Source organism: Natronosalvus rutilus (assembly GCF_024204665.1).
GTDB lineage: Archaea > Halobacteriota > Halobacteria > Halobacteriales > Natrialbaceae > Natronosalvus > Natronosalvus rutilus.
On sequence record NZ_CP100355.1, the window covers coordinates 525,716 to 546,780 of the forward strand.

Sequence of the window (21,065 nt, forward strand, 5' to 3'; positions counted from 1 at the left end):
TAAAGGGTATCGAAGCGACCCGGATGCCTGCCGTCAGTCGTCAGTCACTGTCGCTGTCGCCTGCCGGCTCGCTCGCGGGCCGCGACGCGAGTGCACCGAGCACGACCAGCACCGCGGCCGGGAGCGCCGCGAGCTGGATCACGTCATCCCAGATCGAGAAGATCACCAGGCCGAGCGCGCCCAGGTACGCCGGCCTGGTCCGCCCGGTGTAGACGCCATACCCGCCGACCCATCCCGAGAGGACGAGCGCTGCGAGGAGGGCGAACCGGCCGTGCGTGTACCCGAACTCGAGGAGCAACGCGGGCACGAGTAGGGTCACCCCGGCAATCGCGACGAACGCGCTCCATCGAAGCAGGTCGCGCCAGAGTACCATCGTTCGCGACCAGGGACGGACGGGTGATAACCGTTGAGACTCTCGCGTCGGGAGGCTCGAGGCGGCTCATCACCGAGCTCGGCTTCAGGAGTGGGCCACCCGCAGGTTTATCCCGGAAGCCGACCCAACCACCAACCGATACGATGGCAGGCCCGATCCCCGCCCTCGAGGAACGCGCCACCGCCTGCGCCGAGCACCTGCTCGAGTGCGACCGCGTGCTCCTCGCCTCCCACATCGACGCCGACGGACTGACGAGCGCCGCGGTCGCCGCGAGCGCCCTCGAACGAGCGGGGCTGCCCTTCGAGACCGTCTTCGAGAAACAGCTCGACGCCGAGGCAATCGAAGCCATCGCCGCCACCGACTACGACACCGTGCTGTTCACCGACTTCGGGAGCGGTCAGCTCGACATCATCGCCGACCACGAGGACGCCGGCGACTTCACGCCAGTCATCGCCGACCACCACCAGCCCGCCGAGGCCGACACCACCTACCACCTCAACCCCCTCCTGTTCGGCATCAACGGCGCCTCCGAACTCTCGGGTGCCGGCGCGAGTTACGTCCTTGCACGGGCGCTCGCGGAAGCCGGCGAGGAATCCGGAACGGCGGGAACGGTCGAGACAGCAGGAGAGCCGACTGCGACCGACGGGGGCGCGGCCACCGCTCGAGCCGACAACCGCGACCTCGCCGCGCTGGCCGTCGTCGGCGCCGTCGGCGACATGCAGGCCTCCGGCGGCGAGCTCCACGGCGCCAACGCGAAGATCGTCGCCGAGGGCGTCGAGGCCGGCGTCCTCGAGACCGCGACCGACCTCGCCCTCTACGGGAAACAGACCCGGCCCCTCCCGAAACTGCTCGAGTACGCGAGCGACGTCGACATTCCGGGAATTTCGAACGACGGCAACGGCGCGCTCCGCTTCCTAGACGGCCTCGGCCTCGAGTTGAAACGCGACGGCGAGTGGCGCTGCTGGGCAACTCTCACGAGCGAGGAGAAACAGACCGTCGCGAGCGCACTCGTCAAGAAAGCCGTCACCAGCGGCGTCCCGGCGCACAAGATCGACGACCTCGTGGGGACGAGTTACGTCCTCGCGACTGAGCCCGTCGGCACCGAGCTCCGCGACGCCAGCGAGTTCTCGACCCTGCTCAACGCGACGGCCCGCTACGAGCGCGCCGACGTTGGCCTCGGCGTCTGTCTCGGTGATCGAGACGAGGCCCTCGAGCGCGCTCGCCAACTGCTCAGGGAACACCGCCGCAACCTCTCGAACGGCATCGACCTCGTAACCAGGGAGGGCGTCACCAGAGAGGACCACGTCCAGTGGTTCGACGCGGGCGACCGCATCCGTGAGACCATCGTCGGCATCGTCGCCGGGATGGCCGTCGGCAACGCCGGCATCAGTCGCTCCATGCCCATCCTTGCGTTTGCGAACAAGAACGACGAGGAGGTCAAAGTATCCGCCCGCGGGACTCACAGCCTCGTCAGAAAGGGGCTCGACCTCTCGGTCGTGATGGGCGAGGCGTCCCGGGCAGTCGGCGGGGACGGCGGTGGACACGACGTCGCGGCCGGGGCGACGGTACCCGCAGAGAAAAAAGACGAGTTCGTCGAGCACGCCGACGCCATCGTCGGCGAGCAACTCGGCGATAACTGATGGCTGATAGCTGGTAACTGACAGCTGAGAACTGACGCGAGTTCCACCCCGACAGCTACTGTGAGCGATCCATCGACGCCGGCACCGTCGGTATCAGCGGCGTTCGCTTCGTGATCACGTACGACGATTTCCGCACTGCGCCCTTCGCGTACTGGACGGTGCTCTTTCGGATCGGCGTCCGTTTCCCCTGGATGCGCGTTCGACCCTCGAGGATGGCGTCGACGAGGTGGTCACCGTCGATGGTCGCCCTGGTGACGTCCTGGTCGGTACTCGTCACGATCACCTCGGTGTACGCGCGGCCGACGTTCGGGAGGTAGTGGGCGTCGCTGCCGCCGACCTTCGGGTACTCGCGTCGTCGAGCGAACCGCCGTGCTCGACGGTTCTGGTAGCCCGTAAAGAGCATCGAGTTGTACACCTCGACGGCGTCCACGTCGAGGATGTGGCGCCGTCGAACCCCGTGGCGACTTCGCTGAAACGGGTGCGGGACGATGGCGAGGCCGCCGAGTTCGCGAACCCGTTCGACGGTCGTCTGGAACGGCCGGCCCGGTTCGGGGCGTTCCTCGACGCCGATCGCGAGGAGGTGGCCATGGGCCGTCGACACCTCGACGCCGGGGATTCCGACGAGCCCGTAGCGTGAGGCGAGTTCGGCCGCTTCGAGGGACGCCTCGATTTCGTCGTGGTCGGTGATGACGACGCCGTCGAGACCGATGTCTGCCGCGTGCTCGAGGATGAGCTCGACGGGCTCGTGTCCGTCGTAGGAAGTCTCCGAGTGGACGTGAAAGTCGATGGCGAAGGGGATGTGAGCGGACATACGAGGAGAGCAGCTCTCGATGAGAGATAGCCGGTTGCGCGTTATAAGCCTTCTACTCCAGCGAGGTGAGAACACCGACGTCCGGCGGTTCGGTGTCGCTCCAGTGAACCGACTGCCCACGTTCGACCAATTCCATATATCACCATGCAGTATATGACATCAATCGGCGCTCGAGGCAGATCCTTCGTAAAAGTGCCCGGGCGGCCGACAATTGGGTTTTATCGGGAGCTGATGGCTCAAATTCGAATTACACCGTCAGAGGGGACCCACTCGAGGACGCGAAAGCGGTCGACAGTGATGGCGCCTCGAGGACGCACCCAACGCCGCCTCGAGATCGAGGAAAGGGGCGAGACACTGAACGATTCTGGCCCCACGTAGCCGAGGAAGGGCCGATCGACGAGCGAGAAGTCAAAGTACTCCAGCGCAACAGCGATACACATCGAGGCCGCATATCAGCCCCTCAGAATGGACGAGGTCGTGGACTCGAAGGCCAGTTGGTGTGCCACGCGCGAGGAGACGGTGTCCAGGGCGGACTGTTCCGTTTCGATCCCTCGTTGAAATCGGTCGATAAACCGGCGGACGCTCGAGCGAACCGCTGTGTTCGAATCGATGACTCGTACGGACACCATTCGTCGGCGACTACGAGACGAGCCCCGTAGCGACGATATCGAAGGCGGACGTGCAGTCGCGATCTGCTGCACGCGGACTGGTCGATTTCGCGGCGTTCCTCGAGCGAGGCCGAAGAAAGCGTGCGATATCTCGACGGAAGAGGGATGGGTGACGTATTCAGGGAACGTCCATGGCGACCCCCGAGGGACGAAGAGCGGACAGAGTCGGTCACCGATACAACCACCGGCAGTTCTATTCAGCTCTCACGCCCCTCTCGAGCGACCATAAATCAAATAACGGTATACAGAAATCGTGGCGTCAGGGGAAAACGGCGATCCGTCGGGAACGCTCAGAAGAGCGCCGTACACCGGTCGGTGATGAGCCCGTCAACGCCGACCGCGGCGAGGTCAGTCGCCTGATCGGCAGTGGTGATCGTCCACGGTTCGACGAGTAATCCGTTCTCGTGTGCGCGTGCGACCAGGTCAGTCTCGAGACAGAGTTCGAGGCGCGGGTGAATTGCCCGACACTCGAGGGACAGCGCCGTCTCGAGAAAATCCTCGACGGGCTGGCGCGGATAGAGAGGGACGTCGCTCGCGGCGACGCCGCGAAATCCCCTGCCGAGCAGGGTCTCCCTGACGACCAGAGCGGTGTCCGCTCCCGCGTCGGTCGCGGCGGCGACGATGGAGGAATCGAAGGAGGATAGCAATACCTCGTGGGGGTGGTCGTCGGCGAGCGAGAGTACGTCGTCGACCAGTCCCGACGTCTTGAGTTCGAACACGAAGGCGGTCGAGTCGGGGACCGCTTCGAACAGCGACTCGAGGGTCGGAATCGACGCATCGGTCCCACCGACCGATAATGACTGTAATTCCTCCAGAGGGAGGGCGTCGACGGCACCGCTGGCACCGGTAACGTGATCGACCGTCGCGTCGTGGATCGCGACGAGTTCGCCCGACCCGGCCCGACGGACGTCGACCTCGACCGCGTCGACGGTTCGACCAGCCCGCCTGACTGCGGGGAGCGTGTTCTCGGGAGCCTCGTCGGTGCAGCCGCGGTGGGCGATGAGACGCGGCTGGTGGTCACCGCGTCGTGGCGCTGGGCGGGTCAGCGAAACGTTCCCGGCGACGAGTCCGACACTGCACCCTGCCGCCAGTTTGCCGAGGACGGCCCGTCGCGGGTAGGGAGCCATCGATCGATCATTCGTCGCCGAGACTCATAATGAATGCGAGGCGGAAACCCGCGTCTTTAGGCGCGGGAGGAAGCCGATAACCCATTCCTCAAATCACACTCGATAGCAGGCCGACTCTTCCAACGCTAACCCAAACTAGTAAAAATACAGGAGTGTACATATGAAGTACAAATGGTGGAAGACTCAGCCACTCGAACCGTCCCCGTCAAACTCGACGTGGACGAGAGTGCCGCTGACCTCCTCCACCAGACCATCGACCACTTCCTCAACACCGCCAACTACGTCGTAGACGTAGCGTGGAAACCAGACTGGAAAATCACCAGCAAACAAAAACTCCACGATCAAACGTACTACGACGTAAGAGACGACTCACCGCTCCCGGCCAACCTCGTGCAAGCCGCACGAAACCGTGCCGCAGAAGCCGTCAAAGGAGTCATCGAACGCTGGAAGGAAGGCAAGAAAGCCTCCAAACCCAAGTTCACGTCACGGTTCGCCAGCTACGACGCGCGAACCGTCACCGTCAACGACGACCACGCCACACTCGCCACGATAGATGAGCGAGTGACTGCAGAGTTCGTCCTTCCCGACGAACAGCGGGAGACGTCACACGCGGCGTACCTGTTCAACGATGACTACGATGTGAAAGGGGCCACGCTCCACTACGATGAGGTTGAGGACTGTTTCTACCTCCATGTGCGGACAAAGCCCGTCGTGGAGAACGATGAAGCCGACAAAGGTGACACCAAGCACGTCTCCGTCCTTGGTGTCGACCTCGGCATCACAAACATCGCAACCACCTCAACAGGCACATTTTGGAGCGGTGGCGAACTCAACCACTGGCACCGTGAATACGAAAAGCGTCGAGGCAACCTCCAACAGACTGGCACGCGCTGGGCACACGAAAACGTCCAGCGAGTCGGCCGAAAGCAGACTCGACGCTTTGAGCAGATGCTTCACACCATCTCGAACGAACTCATCGAGGAAGCCCTCGAAAACGATTGTACACATATCGTGTTCGAACAATTGAAAGGCATCCGTGAACGCTTGCCGCACGCAAAAGCGGTTCACAAGTGGGCGTTCCACCGTTTGTTCGAGTACATCACGTACAAAGCCGAATCCGAGGGGCTTGTTGTGGAGCAAATTAATCCGGCGTACACAAGCCAGCGTTGCTCGACATGTGGATTCACCCACGAGGATACTCGTCCACACAACAACGGTCAGGACGAGTTCGAGTGTCTGAAGTGTGGGTATGAAGTTTACGCGGATTACAACGCGGCGAAGAATATCGGTCTGAAGTATCTCCGCAATCAGCAAAAGTCTGGTCGTGGAGGTGCACCCGTAGGCGTGCGCTTGAACAGCGGGATGATGAACGTGAACGGCGAGTATTCGTCTACCCCGTTGACGGGTTAGAACGGAAGTCCACACTGAATGCCATGCCCTTCAGGCCGTGGTAGCTTACTAACGTGCGTGAGCAGGAGAGTACTGGCACCGGCCGTTTTCGTCCGCGTAGACACGACTCGGGCCGCTAAGCGTAGAACCGGCACCAGCGGAATTCGTTCCGTCCGTCTACAGTCACCTATATAGACAGACATAGATACGGACAAGATACATATTATTACTCGTGCAAGAGGAGTACTCGTAATGAATTACTGGCAACAGAACGGGGTTCGCCGGCCCGCAAGGCGACCACGATGAAGACGAGGTACGAGGGAGCGATCATTGACCTCGACGGAACGATGTACCGCGGCGATAGCGCCCTCGAGGGAGCCGTGGCTGCGGTCGAACGACTGCGAGCGGCGGGCGTGTCGACTGTCTTCTTGACGAACAACCCAATCAAACGACGGACCGTCTACGTCGAGCGGTTGCGATCGTTCGGCATCGACGTCGTTCGCGAGGACGTGATCAATTCGGCGGCGATCGCTGGCGACTTCCTGGCCGAGACGCACCCGGACGAACCGACGTTCGTCGTCGGCGAAGATCCCCTCGTCGCCGAGCTCGAAGCCGCGGGAGTTCCCGTCACAGCCGATCCCGCTGAGGCCACGGTCGTCCTCGCGTCGATGGACCGGGCTTTCTCCTACGACGATTTGCGGGACGCTCTCGTCGCGTTCGAGAACGATCCCGCGTTCTACGCGACCAACCCCGACCGCACCTGCCCCGTCGAAGGCGGGGAGATCCCGGACGCTGCCGCGATGATCGGCGCGATCGAAGGGCTCACCGGTCGTGAACTCGATCGCGTCCTCGGTAAACCCTCCAGAATCGCCGTTGCGGTCGCCGCCGACCGCCTCGGCGTCGATCCTGAGCGGTGTCTCGTCGTGGGGGATCGCCTCGAGACGGACGTAGTGATGGGACAGCGGGCCGGAATGACGCCGGTGCTCGTCCTCTCCGGCGTGACTGACCACGAAGACCTCGAGCGGTCGTCGATCGAACCGGGATACGTGCTCGAATCGCTCGGTGAGATTGAGACAGTTTTCGAGTGACGATTCCCGACCAGTGCGTATCCGTCTCATCCAGAGAGATATATAAAGAACAGTAGCAGTAGTTACGACCATCGGTTGGACGGCGGTAAATAATAGACCTCGGTAGTGGTTTCCTGGCCACAAAAGAAGGTGAATATGACAATCATGCAAATCTATAAATAGAGTTAATCATAATTGTTGTTTATGAGTAACGAGAAGTCACGGCGATCCGTACTTGCGGGAACGGCGGCGGCAGGTGCACTCGGCCTCGCAGGGTGTCTCAGCGGGCTGACGGGTGGAGACGAGAGCGAGGGCAACGAACAGCTCACGTTCTGGCACGCGATGGGCGGCGGTTCGGGCGACCTGCTCAACGACATGGTCGAGGGGTACGAGGGTGCCGACGGTCAGGCGGAGTACCAGGGAAGCTACGAGGAGACGCTGAACAGCCTGTTCAGCTCCATCGAGGCCGACGAAATGCCGGACGTCGTCATGATCGACAGCCTGCACAACCAGCAGGTGCTCGACACCGAGGCGACCCAGCCGGTGTCGGAGCTGCTCGGTGACGACTTTCCGACCGACGACCTCGTCAGTGCAGTGCAGGACTTCTTCGTCGTCGACGGCCAGCTGAATTCGATGCCGTTCAACAACTCGAACGCGATTCTCTACTACAACAAGGACGCGTTCGAAGAGGCCGGTCTCGATCCCGAACAGCCGCCCGAAACGCTCGAGGACGTTCGCGAGTACTCCGAAGCGATCGTCGACTCCGGCGCCGCGAACTACGGGATCACGTGGCCCAACCACGTCTGGTTCGTCGAGACATTCTACTCGCTGGCGGACGAACTCCTCCTCGACAATGAAAACGGCCACGCAGGCTCGCCGACGACCATCCACACGGACACCGACTTCGCTCGCGACCTCTGGTCGTGGTGGCAGGGAATGTACGAGGACGACCTGTTCCTCAACTCCGGCATCGAGGCCTGGGGCGAGGCTCGAAGCGCGTTCCTGACCGGTGAGGCCGCGATGAAACTCGACTCGACGGCCGCCGTCGAGGCGACCCTTTCGGGCGCTCAGGGCGACGTCGAGGACAACGAAGAGATCGACGAGGAAGACGTCGACACGTTCGAACTCGGGACGGGCTACCACCCGTCGCCCACCGAGGACCGCACCGGCGTGGTCATCGGCGGGGCGTCACTGTGGGTGAGCAACCAGATGAGCGACGAGCGCGAGGAAGAAGTCGCCGGCTTGCTCGAGGAATTGAGTTCCATCGAGAACCAGATCGAGTGGCACAAGGGCAGCGGCTACTACCCAATTCGCCAGGAGGCAATCAGCCAGCTCGAGGACGACGGCTGGTTCGAGGACAACACCCACTATGCGACGGCGTTCGACCAACTGCTCGAATCCGAGACGACGCCCGCGACGCTCCGGATGCTCGTCGGGCCTGCACGCGAGGTTCAGTTGCGAGTCCAGGAGCGCTCACAAGAGATTTTCGCCGGTGACGTGAGCGTCGAGGACGGCCTCGCGAGCATGAAATCGGACGTCGAGGAGGAACTCGAGCGCTACGACCGCGTTTCGGGCCAGTAAGGGACGCGACCGGCTTCCGTTTTCACCATGACACGAGAAATATACAATCGTTCGTGGGGGGCGTATCTGTTGTTGCTCCCGACGCTGGTCGTCTCCCTCGTCTTCCTGTATTACCCGGCAATTCGGGCCGCACACCTGAGTTTGTTCGAGACGCTCCGGTTCGGATCGGTCCGGGTCTGGACGGGGCTGGGCAACTACCAGTACCTGCTCACCTCGAGCGAGTACCACAGTAGCATCGGCATTACGGTCCTGTTCTCGGCGATCGTCATCGTCGGCGTCATGACGATCTCGCTCGTCATCTCGTATCTGATCTACGAGGTGAGCGTCGGCCAGTCGTCGTACCTGATCGCGGCCATCTGGCCCTACGCGCTCCCGCCGGCGGTCGCCGGAATCGTCTTCTTTTACATCATCCACCCCAGTCTGGGGGTGTTGACGACGCCGATCGAGGCGGTCACCGGCATCAACGTCGACTGGTTCACGAGCGGTCGACAGGCGTTCGTCATCGTCACGGTCGCCGTCATCTGGAAGCAGATCGGCTACAACGTGATCTTCATGATCGCCGCGCTGAACAACGTCCCCGATGCCCTCGGTGAAGTAGCGGACCTCGACGGCGTCGGAAAGACCACGCGGCTGGTACGAGTCTACATGCCGCTGATCTCCCCGACGCTCATCTTCCTGGCCGTGATGAACACGATCTACGCGTTCTTCAGTACGTTCGCGTTCATCGACGTCCTCACCCAGGGTGGGCCCAGCGGGGCGACGAACATCATGATCTACGACCTGTACCGGAACGCATTCGAGTTCAACAACCACGGACTGGCTTCTGCACAGTCGGTGATCCTGTTCCTGATCGTCGGGATCCTGATGTATGCACAGCTTCGCTTCTCCGACCGCTACGCACACTACGGGTGACAACACGTGAGTACGAAAACACAATCGACGACACAATCGCGGTTCGAATCGGTAGTCGACGGGCTGACGCTCGAGAGCGCGATCGTTCACCTCATCCTCGGCGTGTCGGTCTTCGTGATGGCGTTCCCGATCCTGATCGCGGCGATCGTCAGCACCCAGAGTGTCGGGATCGTCAGCAGTTTCAGCGACCTCTTACCCGGCAGTCACCTGGTCGAGAACTATCGGACGGTGATGGTCGACTACAACTTTGGCATCTACATGGTCAACTCCTTCGTGATGTCGATTATCATCGTCGTCGGGAAACTCGCCATCTCCCTGCTGGCGGCACTCGCTATCGTCTACTACCGGTTCCGATTCAAGAACCTGATGTTCATGCTGATTCTCTTTACGCTCATGTTGCCGGTCCCGGTCCGGTTCGTTCCGCTTTTCAATATCGTGACGGACCTGGGCTGGTACGACAGCATGCTCGCGCTGACGATTCCGTACCTCGCGAGCGCGACAACGGTCTTCCTGCTCCGACAGCACTTCTACTCGATCCCCGAGTCGATCGTCGAGCAGGCCAAACTCGACGGCATCGGCCCCCTGAAGTTCCTCGCGTACGTGTTGATCCCGATGTCGAAGGGGATGCTCGCAGGCGTCTCCGTCATCATGTTCATCTACGCGTGGAACCAGTACCTCTGGCCGCTGGTCATCATCAACTCCCAGAGCCAGCAGGTCACCCAGGTCGGAATCACCCTCCTTCGCGGGGATATTCAGGCCGGCGAACTGCAGTGGGCCATCGTCATGGCCGGCGCCATCATTACGCTCGTCCCGCCGCTACTCGCACTGCTCCTGTTCAGAAAGCCGCTCCTCGAGACCTTTGGGGTCCAACAGAAGTAACCATGACAGCGATAACGCTCAACGACGTCACCAAACGATTCGACGACGTAACGGCAGTCGACTCGATCGACCTCACTATCAACGACGGCGAGTTCCTCGTCCTCGTCGGCCCCTCGGGCTGCGGGAAGTCGACCACGCTTCGACTGCTGTCGGGCCTCGAGACCGTCACCGAGGGGGCGATCACGGCGAACGGCCGCGATCTGACGGATCTCGCGCCAAAGGAGCGAAACGTGGCGATGGTGTTCCAGAACTACGCGCTCTACCCGCACATGACCGCCAAGCGGAACATGACCTTCGGCATGAAGTCCGCCGGCGACTACACCGACGAGGAGATCGAACAGCGCGTCACCGAGGCGGCGGCGATCCTCGACATCGAGGACTTGCTCGAGCGCAAGCCAAAGGCCCTCTCCGGCGGGGAGCGCCAGCGCGTCGCCATCGGCCGAACGCTGGTTCGCGATCCGGACTACCTGCTGATGGACGAGCCGCTGTCGAACCTCGACGCCAAGCTCCGGATCCAGATGCGCGCGGAGCTGAGCCAGCTCCACGACGAACTCGAGACGACGACGCTGTACGTCACCCACGACCAGACCGAGGCGATGACGCTCGGCGACCGCGTCGCCGTGATGAACGAAGGGCAAATCCAGCAGATTGCCGAGCCGCAGGTGCTGTACGATTACCCAGCGAACCAGTTCGTTGCCGAGTTCATCGGCAGTCCGGCGATGAACACGCTTCCGGTCACGGTGACCGACGAGGGCGACCACTACGTGGCCACCTCTACCTCGGGCGACGTCAAGATCCAGTTGCCCGATACCGGCGACCTCGAGGCGCTCGTGGGCGAGGACCTGCGTCTCGGGATCCGGCCGGAAGACATGGAAGAAGACACCGGAACCGACGACAGCTACGTCCGAACGACGGTGTCCGTGACCGAACCGCTCGGCGACTCGATGCTCCTGCACGGTCACGTCGAGGGCGAGTTGTTGAAATTCCAGATTGCCGCCCGCTCGGCCCTGAACCCGGGCGACACCGTCACATTCGGCGTCGATTCGGATCGGATCCACCTCTTCGATGCCGAGACGGGCGCCGCACGATATCACTCCGACGGCTCGAAGACGGCTGCGAGCAACGTCGCGCCCCAGTAGTCGAGTTTCGGCCGAACATTCACTCGAGGCGACTATCGGATATCCGATGACGACGATCAACGATCGAATTACTCGACGGATACGAACGGAATCGGCCAGAAGCGTCGTTCACGACCAGTCGGCACTGGACCCGACCACCTGCCCCGGAAACGTCCAGATCCAGGGACGCGGGCCGGTTGTCGAACACCTCCTCGACGCCATCGATCCCGTGTTCTCGGGGGTGCTTCCGCCGACGGTCTACGTCTGGGGGCCGAAAGGCGCCGGGAAGTCCGCCGTCGTTTCGCGCGTCGTGAAACAGCTTCGACGAGCGGGCGGACACGATAGCGAGGCGCTCTACACCGCAACGAGGACGCAGGACGTGGCCCTCCCGCTGATCACCTGCGTCGACTTGCGCGGTCTCTCGAGCGAGTGGGCGTTCTACCGGTGTCTGCTGGGGACCCTCGTCGACGAGCGGTCCGTCCCCTCGAACGGAGTCAGTACGGAGACGTTACGAACGCGAATCCGAGACCACCTCGAAGAGGGCCCGCCGACGGTCGTCGTCACCGATCACGTCGGGGATTCGCTGTCGCCCGAGACGGACGACGTCGAATCCTGGCTCGCGACGGCAGCGCCGGAGGCGGCCTGGATCGGCGTCGGACGCCGCGTTCCCGAGGCGCTCGACGTCGTCTTCGATCGGAGCGTCGAGGTCCCCGCGTACCGGTCTCACGCGCTCGTCGACGTACTCACCAGCCGAGTCGACGCCGGGCTCTCGTCCGGATCGATCTCTCACGAACAACTCGATGCGGTTGCGGTGTGGGCGGACGGCGACGCACACGACGCGCTCACGGCCGTCCTCGAAGCCGCGATGGTCGCACACGAGGAGGGACGGACCGTCATCTCGAGCGACCACCTCAACGCGGCGATCGATTCCATTCCCGACTCATGTACGTCCCTCGGTCGCGTGTTCTCCCTCACCGACGAACGCCAGACGCTCCTCTACGAGTTGACGGCCGTTCCGGCCGGTGGAAATCGGTCAGTTACCAGCGTCGCCGAGGCCCTCGCCGGGCGCCCATCGGTCGATCTCCGGGCGTCGACGATCGAACGAATTCTCTACGAACTCGCCGACTGCGGGATCCTCCGGCGTGTCGACAGTGATCCCGGCGAGACGAGTGGGCGGGGTCGGCCGCCGAGTCGACTCGAGACGCAGTTCCCGCTGACGACGTTCGCTCGGCTGTACGAGGGAAGAAACAAATGATAGCCCTGGAAACGTCGAGGTTCTCGTCTCGAAGAAAGAGAGAACCGCCTCGACTCACTTCGGGCCCGGCACAGTGTCGCCGAGATCGATCTCGTCGAGTGCCGCCTGGACGGCGATCGGATCGTCAGGCGTCTCGACGGTGTCGTGGATTCGGTGCAGGCACTCGAGTAAGCCGTCGAGCGCCGCGCGTTTCGTCGAGACGTGACCGATCGACTCGGTGACCTCGAGTTCACCGATCTGGTGGCGAAGCTGGAGTTTCCAGCACCGACCGAGGCCGAGCCGTGGGTTCGCCTGGTCTCCGTCGGTCTGCTCGGCGAGAACCTCGAGGAACGGCTCGTGGCGGCGGTAGACGAACCGGCCGTCGCTGACGGTGGCCGGCCCCCATCCTGGCGGCAACGCTTCGTGCGGAATGGGGTGGTGGTCCAGTGACATACAGCCGATGGGAGGCCGCTGCCTTATGAATGGATTGGGCTTGCGTAAGTAACCACCCTTAATAGGATCCCCATGCCGTATCGTGTTTTTTGAGAGTCGGTCCGGGCGAAGACTCGTCGGGAACGGTTCGTTCTATCGCAGCAGTTCTCACCCGGCCGCTACCAGCTCGAAACCGACAGGCAAAACGGCCAACGCCAGCGCCGTCTCCATACGAAGGGCATGGACGAAGCGATTCAACGAGTACTATACCCTCGAGTCCCAACTCCTCGGGTATGACCGAGTTCGACCCGGCGAAGTTCGAGGACAAGTACGTCCACTACTTCCCCGAACTCCAGCAGGCCTACAAGAACGCGTTCAGCCGCATCAACGAGCGCTACGACTCCTCGCTCGTCCACGCGATCGACCAGCAGGTACTCAACGAGAGCGAGCCCTTTTACGACGAAGAGGACGGCTTCTGGATCGAACTCCCCGACGAACCCTACGACCGGATTACCGGCGTGGTCGTCGACCGAGAGCGGTTCGAGACGGTGCTCGAGGCCCACGTTGAGGCCATCGAGACGGAACTCGAGCGCGTCTTCGGCGTATAAAACCGGACCGGAGCAAACGTCAGCCGAACATTGACGACGGAAGGTTTAGGGAGGGCGACGCCCAACGAGTGAGTATGAGCACGGAGACCCAGGAAGGCGACGACCTCGAAGAGCGCGTGGCGAACTTCCTGCGACGGAACTTCCCACAGATCCAGATGCACGGCGGGAGCGCGGCCATCCAGGAGATCGACCGCGAGACCGGCGAGGTGTACATCCAACTCGGCGGCGCCTGCAGCGGCTGTGGCATCTCCCCGATGACGATTCAGGCGATCAAGAGCCGAATGGTCAAGGAGATCCCCGAGGTCACGAAGGTCCACGCCGGTACGGGCGTGGGAGGCGGTGGCGGCGGAATGAGTCCCTCGTTCCCCGGCGAGACCGTCGACGACGGCGAGGACGACGAAGGGCCGCAGGCCCCGTTCTAGCTCGACAGTTCGCTACCTCGCGCCGACGTTTTCCCGTTCCCACACCCGCACAAGCGTCGCGAGCGTCCCATTCGTCGGGGCCTCGAAGCCGCACCGGGCGGCCCGGTCACAGACGTAGCCGTTTATCGCGTCGATTTCCGTCCGTTTTCCGGCGCGAACGTCCTGGCGCATCGACGACGCGTTCGCCGTCGTCACCGTTGCAACCGACTCGAGCGCCGCGAGCGCCTCCCGGTTGGCGAGCGAGACCTCATTCGCGCGGGCGAGTCGAGCCGTCTCGCGCGCCGCGGCTCGCGACAGGTCGCGGAGGGGCTCCTCGAGGACGGCCCCGTTCGGTGCGTCGGCGAGGGCCGTCACGGGGTTGATCGCGGCGTTGACGGCCAGTTTCTCCCACAACCGGTGTGGCATCGACGACGAAACGGTCGTCTCGAGTCCCGCGCGCGAGAAGGCCTCGCCAACGCGGTCGGCAACCGACGACGGGCCGCCGTCTCGAGCGCCGAGGACGAGTTCCCCGAGACCGGTGCAGGTGACGATGCCGGGTTCCTCGAGGATCGCTCCGTATGTTGCCGTCCCCGCGAGGACCGGACACGACAGGTGCTCGGCGAGGATCTCCTCGTTTCCCATGCCGTTTTGCAGCGAGAGTGCGGCCTCGAACGTGCCCGTCGCGAGGGCTCGGGCGGCGTTCTCGGTGGCATAGGATTTGACCGTGACGACAGCGAGGTCGGCCTCGAGGTCGGCGCCGTCGACTCTCGTGGCCGGATGAGTGGTCTCCTCGAGGGAGCCCGAAATCTGGAGGCCGTCCTCGGCGACGACGCTCGCGTGTGGCTCTCGAGCGACGAGCGTGACGTCGTGGGCGCGCGCGAGCAGTCCACCGACGAGGCTGCCCAGACTGCCAGCGCCGAAGACGACGATGTCCATAGCGGAGATGGCTCGAGGGAGGGGTAAAACGGTTCCCCTCCGGCCTCACGGCGGTACTCCGCAGTCGACGGGAGCGAGTCGGTTCGCCGGGCAGCGCTTCAGTTTTACCGGCGTGCCGGCGGTTACCGTCGGCAGGGATGGGCCGAGAGGAGGTCCGCTGATCGGCGCTGGGTTGACTCTCGAACTGAGACGCCGTCGATGATCGATTTTCTCATCGGGCTCGAGTCACACTTAAGAAGTATGCAGTTAAGGTGGATATTTCTCATAGAACTCTAGGAAATGGGAGATATCTAAGTAAATATGACTAAAGAACAAAAAATCGGAAAAAATTTTGACAAGGAGAGGAGATGCCGAGTATGGCGTCGTGCCCGCTCGACGAAACGGACAGACAGTTGCTCGACCTGTTACAGGAAAACGCGCGATATAAGGCGACCAGTCTGGCCGAGGAGATTGGGGTCTCCGACAACACTATCCACAATCGGATGGCTCGATTAGAGGAGGAGGGGATCATCACCGGCTACACGACGGCTATCGATTACCAGTCGACCGAGCTTCGGCTCTCCTTTCACTTCACCTGTACGACCCGAATCAGCGAGCGGTCCGCCGTGGCCAAAGAGGCACTGGCACTCCCACAGGTCGTCGAGGTGACCGAACTGATGACGGGCCAGGAGAACCTCCACATCAAGGCGGTCGGCGCCGAGGATGCGGACATCACTCACGTCGCCGAGCAGCTCGACGACCTCGACCTCGAGATCAACGACGAGAACCTCATCCGGGCCGAATACACGCGTCCCTTCGAGTACGTGCGCGGACTGGAGCTGGCAGACGACCGCTGATCGAACCAGAGAGTGCCGTCCGTCGAGACGAGCGAAGCCTGGACGCTTTTCTGATAGTCGTTTCGAAGGGAGGGTACGTTGGCCGGGTTAGAAAATTCCCAACACCTACTTATACACGAGGGAGAAAAGCACACATAGGTTCGGCAACAGGTGAAACCGTGAGCGACACCCCCACCGGAAAGTCAGTATCGTGCCCGGAGTGCAACGAAACAGCGTTTGCGATCGTACCGAAGAATAGCGAGGTCGTGAACGGCGAGGCAAACGCGGGGGGAAAAGTCTGGGTCAATTGCCGTAACTGTGGGGTCCAGTTTCTCTCCTACTACCGGCGGCGTGACTGAGATTCGGCGTGAACGCCGGTTTCTCGTCTCGAGGGATTGCGTACCGATATATGGGGGCATTCGAGTGCGGACGATCATTGTCAGCGTCGAGGCTCCACCACTGGATGGACATCTGTGGGGCAATCGCCGGCAGACGGTTCGCTCGACGGCAGGTTGTCACGGCCGCGATGGACCACGTCGACTTCATCGCGCCGATCGAACTCGGCGACATTGTGACCGTGACCGGCTACGTATTCGACACGGGGGTAACCAGCATGGACGTCCGAGTCGATGTCCGTGCCGAGCGCCCCCAACACGGCGAAACGAGCGAAACGGCGACCTCGTTTTTCACCTTCATCGCGCTCGACGAGTCGGAGACGCCGACGGCCGTGCTGGCACTTCGCTGTCCGACGACGACCGAAACCGACCTTCGCGACCGGGCGCTCGAGGCGCGTCGCTCCAGGCGCCGAGAACTCGCGCACGAATTCGAGGAACCCACCGACGGCAAAGGTCGAGCGAGTAGGTAAACAACTAAACTTTCACTACTGCAATTTTATTGGGAAGCGTTTATGTGAGTCCCGGTCGGATACCGGTACTACGGAGACGACGCGGGCCTGGAGGAGCGACGCACCACCGTCGACAGTGGCAACGCTGCCGGTTTCGGGCGCCGTCGTCTCACAACGAACGACGAACTCACCCATGAGCTATCACACGCCGACATCGATTCCAGACGTCCGGTCGATCCTCGAACGCGCACAGCCGGCCGACGGGCCGTCGCTGCTCGCGGACGAATCGCTTCTCGACGTGATCGGTCGCTCCCTCTACGAGGAAGCGACGGTCGACGAACAATACGAGGCCGTCATCCAGGCGCTTACGGCCCGAATCGAGCGCGATCCCGCGTTCGATCGTATCGCCGGAACGGTCGCCCGACACCGATACTACCGAACCGTCCTCGGCGCGGACGTCTCCGGGGACGAATTCGACCGGGCCTATCGGGCGACGTTCGTGACCAACCTCGAGCGGGCGGTCGACGCGGGCCGTCTCGACGACCGACTGCTCGAGCGATTCGACCTCGAGGCACTCGCCGAGGCGCTCGACATCGACCGGGATGGGGATCTCGAGTACATGGCGATGGAGACGCTCGTCCAGCGGTACGTCCTTCGAATCGAACAGGAAGATGAGCCACTGGAGTTGCCACAGGCGTTCTGGATGCGAGTAGCGATGGGCCTCGCCCTCGAGGAGGACGACCCGCAGAAGCGGGCGATAGAGTTCTACGAGGTGCTCTCGAAACTCGAGTTCACGCCGTCGACGCCGACGCTCTTTCACAGCGGGACAGCCCATCCACAGCTCTCCTCGTGTTACCTGACGACCGTTCCGGACGATCTCGAGGACATCTTCGATGCCTACAAACACCACGCACAGCTCTCGAAGTGGAGCGGCGGCCTAGGCAACGACTGGACGAACGTTCGGGCCGAGGGCGCGTTGATCAAGTCGACCGGTGTCGAGTCGACCGGCGTCGTCCCCTTTCTCCGGATCAGCAACGACGTGACGGCGGCGATCAACCGCTCCGGGAAACGTCGGGGGGCGGCCTGTGCCTACCTGGCGTGCTGGCACCTCGACTTCCCCGCGTTTATCGACCTCAAGCGCAACACCGGCGACGAGCGACGGCGAACCCCGGACATGAACACGGCCGCATGGATCCCGGACCTCTTCGTTAAGCGCGTCGAGGACGGCGGCGAGTGGACCCTGTTCAGTCCCGACGAGGTGGCCGGCCTGCACGAGTGCTCGGGCACGGCGTTTGAGGAGCAATATCGAGAGTACGAGCGCTTGGCCGATGCGGGCGAACTCCGCCAGTACGAGCGCGTCGACGCCGAGTCACTCTGGCGACAGTTGCTCACCCGCGTGTTCGAAACCGGCCATCCGTGGCTGACGTTCAAGGATCCGTGCAACGTCCGCTCGCCGCAGGACCACGTCGGGACCGTCCACTCCTCGAACCTCTGTACGGAGATCACGCTGAACACGAGCGCCGACGAACACGCCGTGTGCAACCTCGGGAGCGTCAACTTTGCGACTCACGTCGCAGACGGTGAACTCGATCGTGAACACCTCGCCTCGACGATCGAAACCGCGATGCGGATGCTCGACAACGTCGTCGACCTGTGTTTCTACCCGACCGATGCGGCCGAGCGCTCGAACCGCCGTCATCGCCCAGTTGGCCTGGGCACGATGGGCTTTCACGACGCGCTGATGGACCTCGAGGTCCCGATAGGCAGCGAGGACGCCGTCGAGAAAGCGAACCGCTGGCAGGAGTTTGTATCGTATCACGCTATACAAAACTCCTCGAGACTCGCCGCCGAGCGAGGAACGTATCCGTCCTACGAGGGGTCGAAGTGGGACCGCGGCCTCCTGCCACAGGATACCGTGGATCGCCTCGAGGCCGAACGCGGCCGGGCGATTCCAACTGATCGCGAGGAGACCCTCGAGTGGGAGACCGTCCGCGAGCACGTTGCCAAACACGGCATGCGAAACTCGAACACGATGGCGGTCGCGCCAACGGCGACCATCTCGACAATCAACGGGACGACGCCCTCGATCGAACCGCTGTACTCGAACCTATACGTGAAGTCGAACATGTCGGGTGACTTTACGATCGTCAACGAACACCTGGTCGAGGACCTGCGGGAGCAGGGGTGCTGGGACGACGACCTGGTCGATCGGCTCAAGTACCACGATGGATCCGTCCAGGAAATCGACGCGGTTCCCGACGAACTCAAAGCGCTGTACCGGGGCGCGTTCGAGATCGACCCGCGCCACCAGCTTCGACTCACGGCCCACCGACAGACGTGGATCGACCAGTCGATTTCTCACAACGTCTTTTTCCCGTCGACCGACGGCACGTTGCTCGACGACGTCTACAAGACGGCCTGGGAACTGGGGCTGAAAACGACGTACTACCTGCGTACCCTCGGGGCCTCCCAAATCGAGAAGTCGACCCTCGATATGGCCGAGTACGGAAAGACCCAGCACCGTGGCGAACGAGGGGGCGGCGGGAGCGAATCGGACCCCGGCGACGCCGACAAAGGCTCGAGAGATGACCTCCCCTCCCTCGACGATCCGACCTGCGAGGCCTGCCAGTAACCCGTATTCACCGCCAATGACACTCATCAACACCGACAGCGAACACGACCCGAACAAGATCCTCCCCATCGAGTACGACTGGGCGCGAGCGTACTACGAAGCCGGCGTCGACAACAACTGGGTTCCCGCCGAGATTCCGATGCAGGACGACGTCACCCAGTGGAACGGCGACGCCCTCTCCCCGGCCGAACGACAGCTCGTCGAGTGGAACCTCGGCTTCTTCTCGACGGCGGAGTCGCTCACGGCGAACAACATCGTCCTCGCGCTGTACGAGTACGTGACCGCCCCCGAGTGCCGACAGTACCTCTTGCGCCAGGCCTACGAGGAAGCGATTCACACGGACACGTTCATCTACTGCTGTGACTCGCTGGGGTTCGATCCCGAATACCTCTACGGGATGTACGACCGGATTCCCGCGATCGAGGAGAAAGACGCCTTCGTCGTCGACCTGACCCGAGCCATCGATCGACCGACGTTTACCATCGACACCGACGGCGACCTGCGAGAATTTCTCCGGGACCTCATCGGCTTCTACGTCATTATGGAGGGCATCTTCTTCTACGCCGGCTTCGCCATGATGCTCGGGCTCAAGCGCCAACAAAAGCTGGTCGGCGTCGGCCAGCAGTTCGAGTACATCATGCGGGACGAATCGCTCCACGTCGGCTTCGGCGTCGACCTGATCACTCAGCTTCGCCAGGAACACCCCGGCGCCTGGACCGACGATTTCGGCGAGGAGGTGATCGACCTGATCACCCGGGCCGTCGAGTTAGAGCGCGTCTACGCATATGAGGCCTGTCCCGACGAAATACTGGGTATGGGGCCTAACCAGTTCGCAACGTACGTCGAACGCGTCGCCGATCGCCGCCTCGAACAACTCGGCTTGCCGGCCCAGTACGGGGTCGAGAATCCGTTCCCGTGGCTCTCCGAGCAGGTCGATCTGAACAAGGAGAAGAACTTCTTCGAGACGCAGGTGACCGAGTACCGCAGCGGTGGCAGCCTCGAGTGGGATTAGCCGCGAGCGCCGCTCGGTCGGAACGGTTCTGGGTCACCTGCTGGAGGTCAGCCTCGAGTCGGAGCAGTGGCTCGAGTCTGGAGTGTTGAATTGAGTACGGAGCAGTGGCTGGAGTTCGGAGTGGGGATGTGACCTGAAGGAATGGCTCGAGCGACAGGCGGCCTCAATTCTCTGTCCGCCTGTCAGACCTCCGCCTTCCGCCTCCAGACGTCAGTCCTCCGTCCAGTACATGAGGTTCTCCTTCTTGGTGCCGCAGTTCGGACAAGTGTCGGGAAGGCCCTCGTCGATCGCTCCCATCTCGCCGCACTCGGTACAGCGCCACATCAACTCGGCTTCGCCGAACTCGTGGCCCGAGCGGGCGTGTTCGACGCTCATCGCCTCGACGCCTTCCCGGGTCGTGACGAAGAAACCGCCGAGGTCGAATCCGCGGACGGTTCCGAGTTTCTCCCCGTCTTCGCCGTAGACGGCCTGGCCGAACTGAACCTCGTGGACCTCCTCGACGGCTTCTTCGTCGCCCTCTCTGGCCGGTGTTTCTCCCATGAGCGAGGCTCCCACGAGTACGGGCATAAAACTACAACGCCTACCG

The 21,065-nt window shown here is 62.6% G+C and carries 20 protein-coding genes; 14 read left to right on the forward strand and 6 right to left on the reverse strand.

Annotated features, from left to right (window positions below):
- Positions 1-40: 40 nt before the first annotated feature.
- Complete coding sequence (locus NGM29_RS02605; protein WP_254158726.1) at positions 41-373, reverse strand: hypothetical protein; 333 nt, start codon at positions 371-373, stop codon at positions 41-43.
- Positions 374-516: 143 nt separating this feature from the next.
- On the opposite strand from NGM29_RS02605, the gene recJ reads away from it, so the two are divergent.
- Complete coding sequence (gene recJ / locus NGM29_RS02610) at positions 517-2,013, forward strand: RecJ family nuclease (protein WP_254158728.1); 1,497 nt, start codon at positions 517-519, stop codon at positions 2,011-2,013.
- 55 nt (positions 2,014-2,068) lie between these two features.
- Here the strand turns inward: recJ and NGM29_RS02615 are convergent, their stop codons facing one another.
- Positions 2,069-2,824, reverse strand: coding sequence for a CehA/McbA family metallohydrolase (locus tag NGM29_RS02615; RefSeq protein WP_254158730.1), 756 nt, complete (start codon positions 2,822-2,824; stop codon positions 2,069-2,071).
- A gap of 958 nt (positions 2,825-3,782) precedes the next feature.
- The gene (locus NGM29_RS02620) at positions 3,783-4,619 is read right to left on the reverse strand and encodes a glycerophosphodiester phosphodiesterase (protein ID WP_254158732.1); all 837 of its coding nucleotides are present in this window, start codon (positions 4,617-4,619) and stop codon (positions 3,783-3,785) included.
- Positions 4,620-4,790: 171 nt separating this feature from the next.
- Here NGM29_RS02620 and NGM29_RS02625 point away from each other — a divergent pair, with 171 nt between their 5' ends.
- The 7 genes from NGM29_RS02625 (at position 4,791) to NGM29_RS02655 (ending at position 12,820) form a co-directional block, all read left to right on the forward strand.
- Positions 4,791-6,029 carry an RNA-guided endonuclease InsQ/TnpB family protein gene (locus NGM29_RS02625; protein ID WP_254158734.1) on the forward strand — a complete coding sequence of 413 codons (1,239 nt, stop codon included), beginning with the start codon at positions 4,791-4,793 and terminating at the stop codon, positions 6,027-6,029.
- A gap of 281 nt (positions 6,030-6,310) precedes the next feature.
- Positions 6,311-7,096, forward strand: coding sequence for an HAD-IIA family hydrolase (locus tag NGM29_RS02630; RefSeq protein ID WP_254158736.1), 786 nt, complete (start codon positions 6,311-6,313; stop codon positions 7,094-7,096).
- Positions 7,097-7,417: 321 nt separating this feature from the next.
- Positions 7,418-8,656, forward strand: a complete 1,239-nt coding sequence (locus NGM29_RS02635; protein ID WP_425499247.1) for an ABC transporter substrate-binding protein — start codon at positions 7,418-7,420, stop codon at positions 8,654-8,656.
- Between the two features lie 27 nt (positions 8,657-8,683).
- On the forward strand, positions 8,684-9,568 hold the full coding sequence (locus tag NGM29_RS02640) for a carbohydrate ABC transporter permease (protein ID WP_254158740.1): 885 nt from the start codon (positions 8,684-8,686) through the stop codon (positions 9,566-9,568).
- Between the two features lie 6 nt (positions 9,569-9,574).
- A complete protein-coding gene (locus NGM29_RS02645; protein ID WP_254158742.1) occupies positions 9,575-10,447 on the forward strand; it encodes a carbohydrate ABC transporter permease in 873 nt (290 codons plus the stop codon).
- Positions 10,448-10,449: 2 nt separating this feature from the next.
- Positions 10,450-11,586, forward strand: coding sequence for an ABC transporter ATP-binding protein (locus NGM29_RS02650; RefSeq protein ID WP_254158744.1), 1,137 nt, complete (start codon positions 10,450-10,452; stop codon positions 11,584-11,586).
- 46 nt (positions 11,587-11,632) lie between these two features.
- Positions 11,633-12,820, forward strand: a complete 1,188-nt coding sequence (locus NGM29_RS02655) for a Cdc6/Cdc18 family protein (protein WP_254158746.1) — start codon at positions 11,633-11,635, stop codon at positions 12,818-12,820.
- A gap of 54 nt (positions 12,821-12,874) precedes the next feature.
- On the opposite strand, the gene NGM29_RS02660 is transcribed toward NGM29_RS02655, so the two are convergent.
- Positions 12,875-13,252, reverse strand: a complete 378-nt coding sequence (locus NGM29_RS02660) for a hypothetical protein (RefSeq protein ID WP_254158748.1) — start codon at positions 13,250-13,252, stop codon at positions 12,875-12,877.
- A 272-nt stretch (positions 13,253-13,524) separates the two neighbouring features.
- On the opposite strand from NGM29_RS02660, the gene NGM29_RS02665 reads away from it, so the two are divergent.
- Entirely contained in the window at positions 13,525-13,839 is a 315-nt protein-coding gene (locus tag NGM29_RS02665) for a DUF5783 family protein (protein ID WP_254158749.1), read from the forward strand.
- A 74-nt stretch (positions 13,840-13,913) separates the two neighbouring features.
- Positions 13,914-14,261: a NifU family protein gene (locus NGM29_RS02670; protein ID WP_254158751.1), complete on the forward strand. Its 348-nt coding sequence runs from the start codon at positions 13,914-13,916 to the stop codon at positions 14,259-14,261.
- Between the two features lie 12 nt (positions 14,262-14,273).
- On the opposite strand, the gene NGM29_RS02675 is transcribed toward NGM29_RS02670, so the two are convergent.
- Complete coding sequence (locus NGM29_RS02675) at positions 14,274-15,176, reverse strand: ketopantoate reductase family protein (protein WP_254158753.1); 903 nt, start codon at positions 15,174-15,176, stop codon at positions 14,274-14,276.
- Positions 15,177-15,532: 356 nt separating this feature from the next.
- Between NGM29_RS02675 and NGM29_RS02680 the strand changes: the two genes are divergently transcribed.
- From NGM29_RS02680 to NGM29_RS02695, 4 genes are all read left to right on the forward strand, one after another.
- Positions 15,533-16,012, forward strand: coding sequence for an Lrp/AsnC family transcriptional regulator (locus NGM29_RS02680; protein ID WP_254158755.1), 480 nt, complete (start codon positions 15,533-15,535; stop codon positions 16,010-16,012).
- A gap of 388 nt (positions 16,013-16,400) precedes the next feature.
- Complete coding sequence (locus NGM29_RS02685) at positions 16,401-16,856, forward strand: acyl-CoA thioesterase (RefSeq protein ID WP_425499208.1); 456 nt, start codon at positions 16,401-16,403, stop codon at positions 16,854-16,856.
- 172 nt (positions 16,857-17,028) lie between these two features.
- Entirely contained in the window at positions 17,029-19,467 is a 2,439-nt protein-coding gene (locus tag NGM29_RS02690) for a ribonucleoside-diphosphate reductase subunit alpha (RefSeq protein WP_254158759.1), read from the forward strand.
- Positions 19,468-19,483: 16 nt separating this feature from the next.
- Positions 19,484-20,479, forward strand: a complete 996-nt coding sequence (locus NGM29_RS02695; protein ID WP_254158761.1) for a ribonucleotide-diphosphate reductase subunit beta — start codon at positions 19,484-19,486, stop codon at positions 20,477-20,479.
- Between the two features lie 210 nt (positions 20,480-20,689).
- Here NGM29_RS02695 and NGM29_RS02700 read toward each other — a convergent pair whose 3' ends face one another.
- Complete coding sequence (locus NGM29_RS02700; protein ID WP_254158763.1) at positions 20,690-21,019, reverse strand: TFIIB-type zinc ribbon-containing protein; 330 nt, start codon at positions 21,017-21,019, stop codon at positions 20,690-20,692.
- Positions 21,020-21,065: the final 46 nt, after the last annotated feature.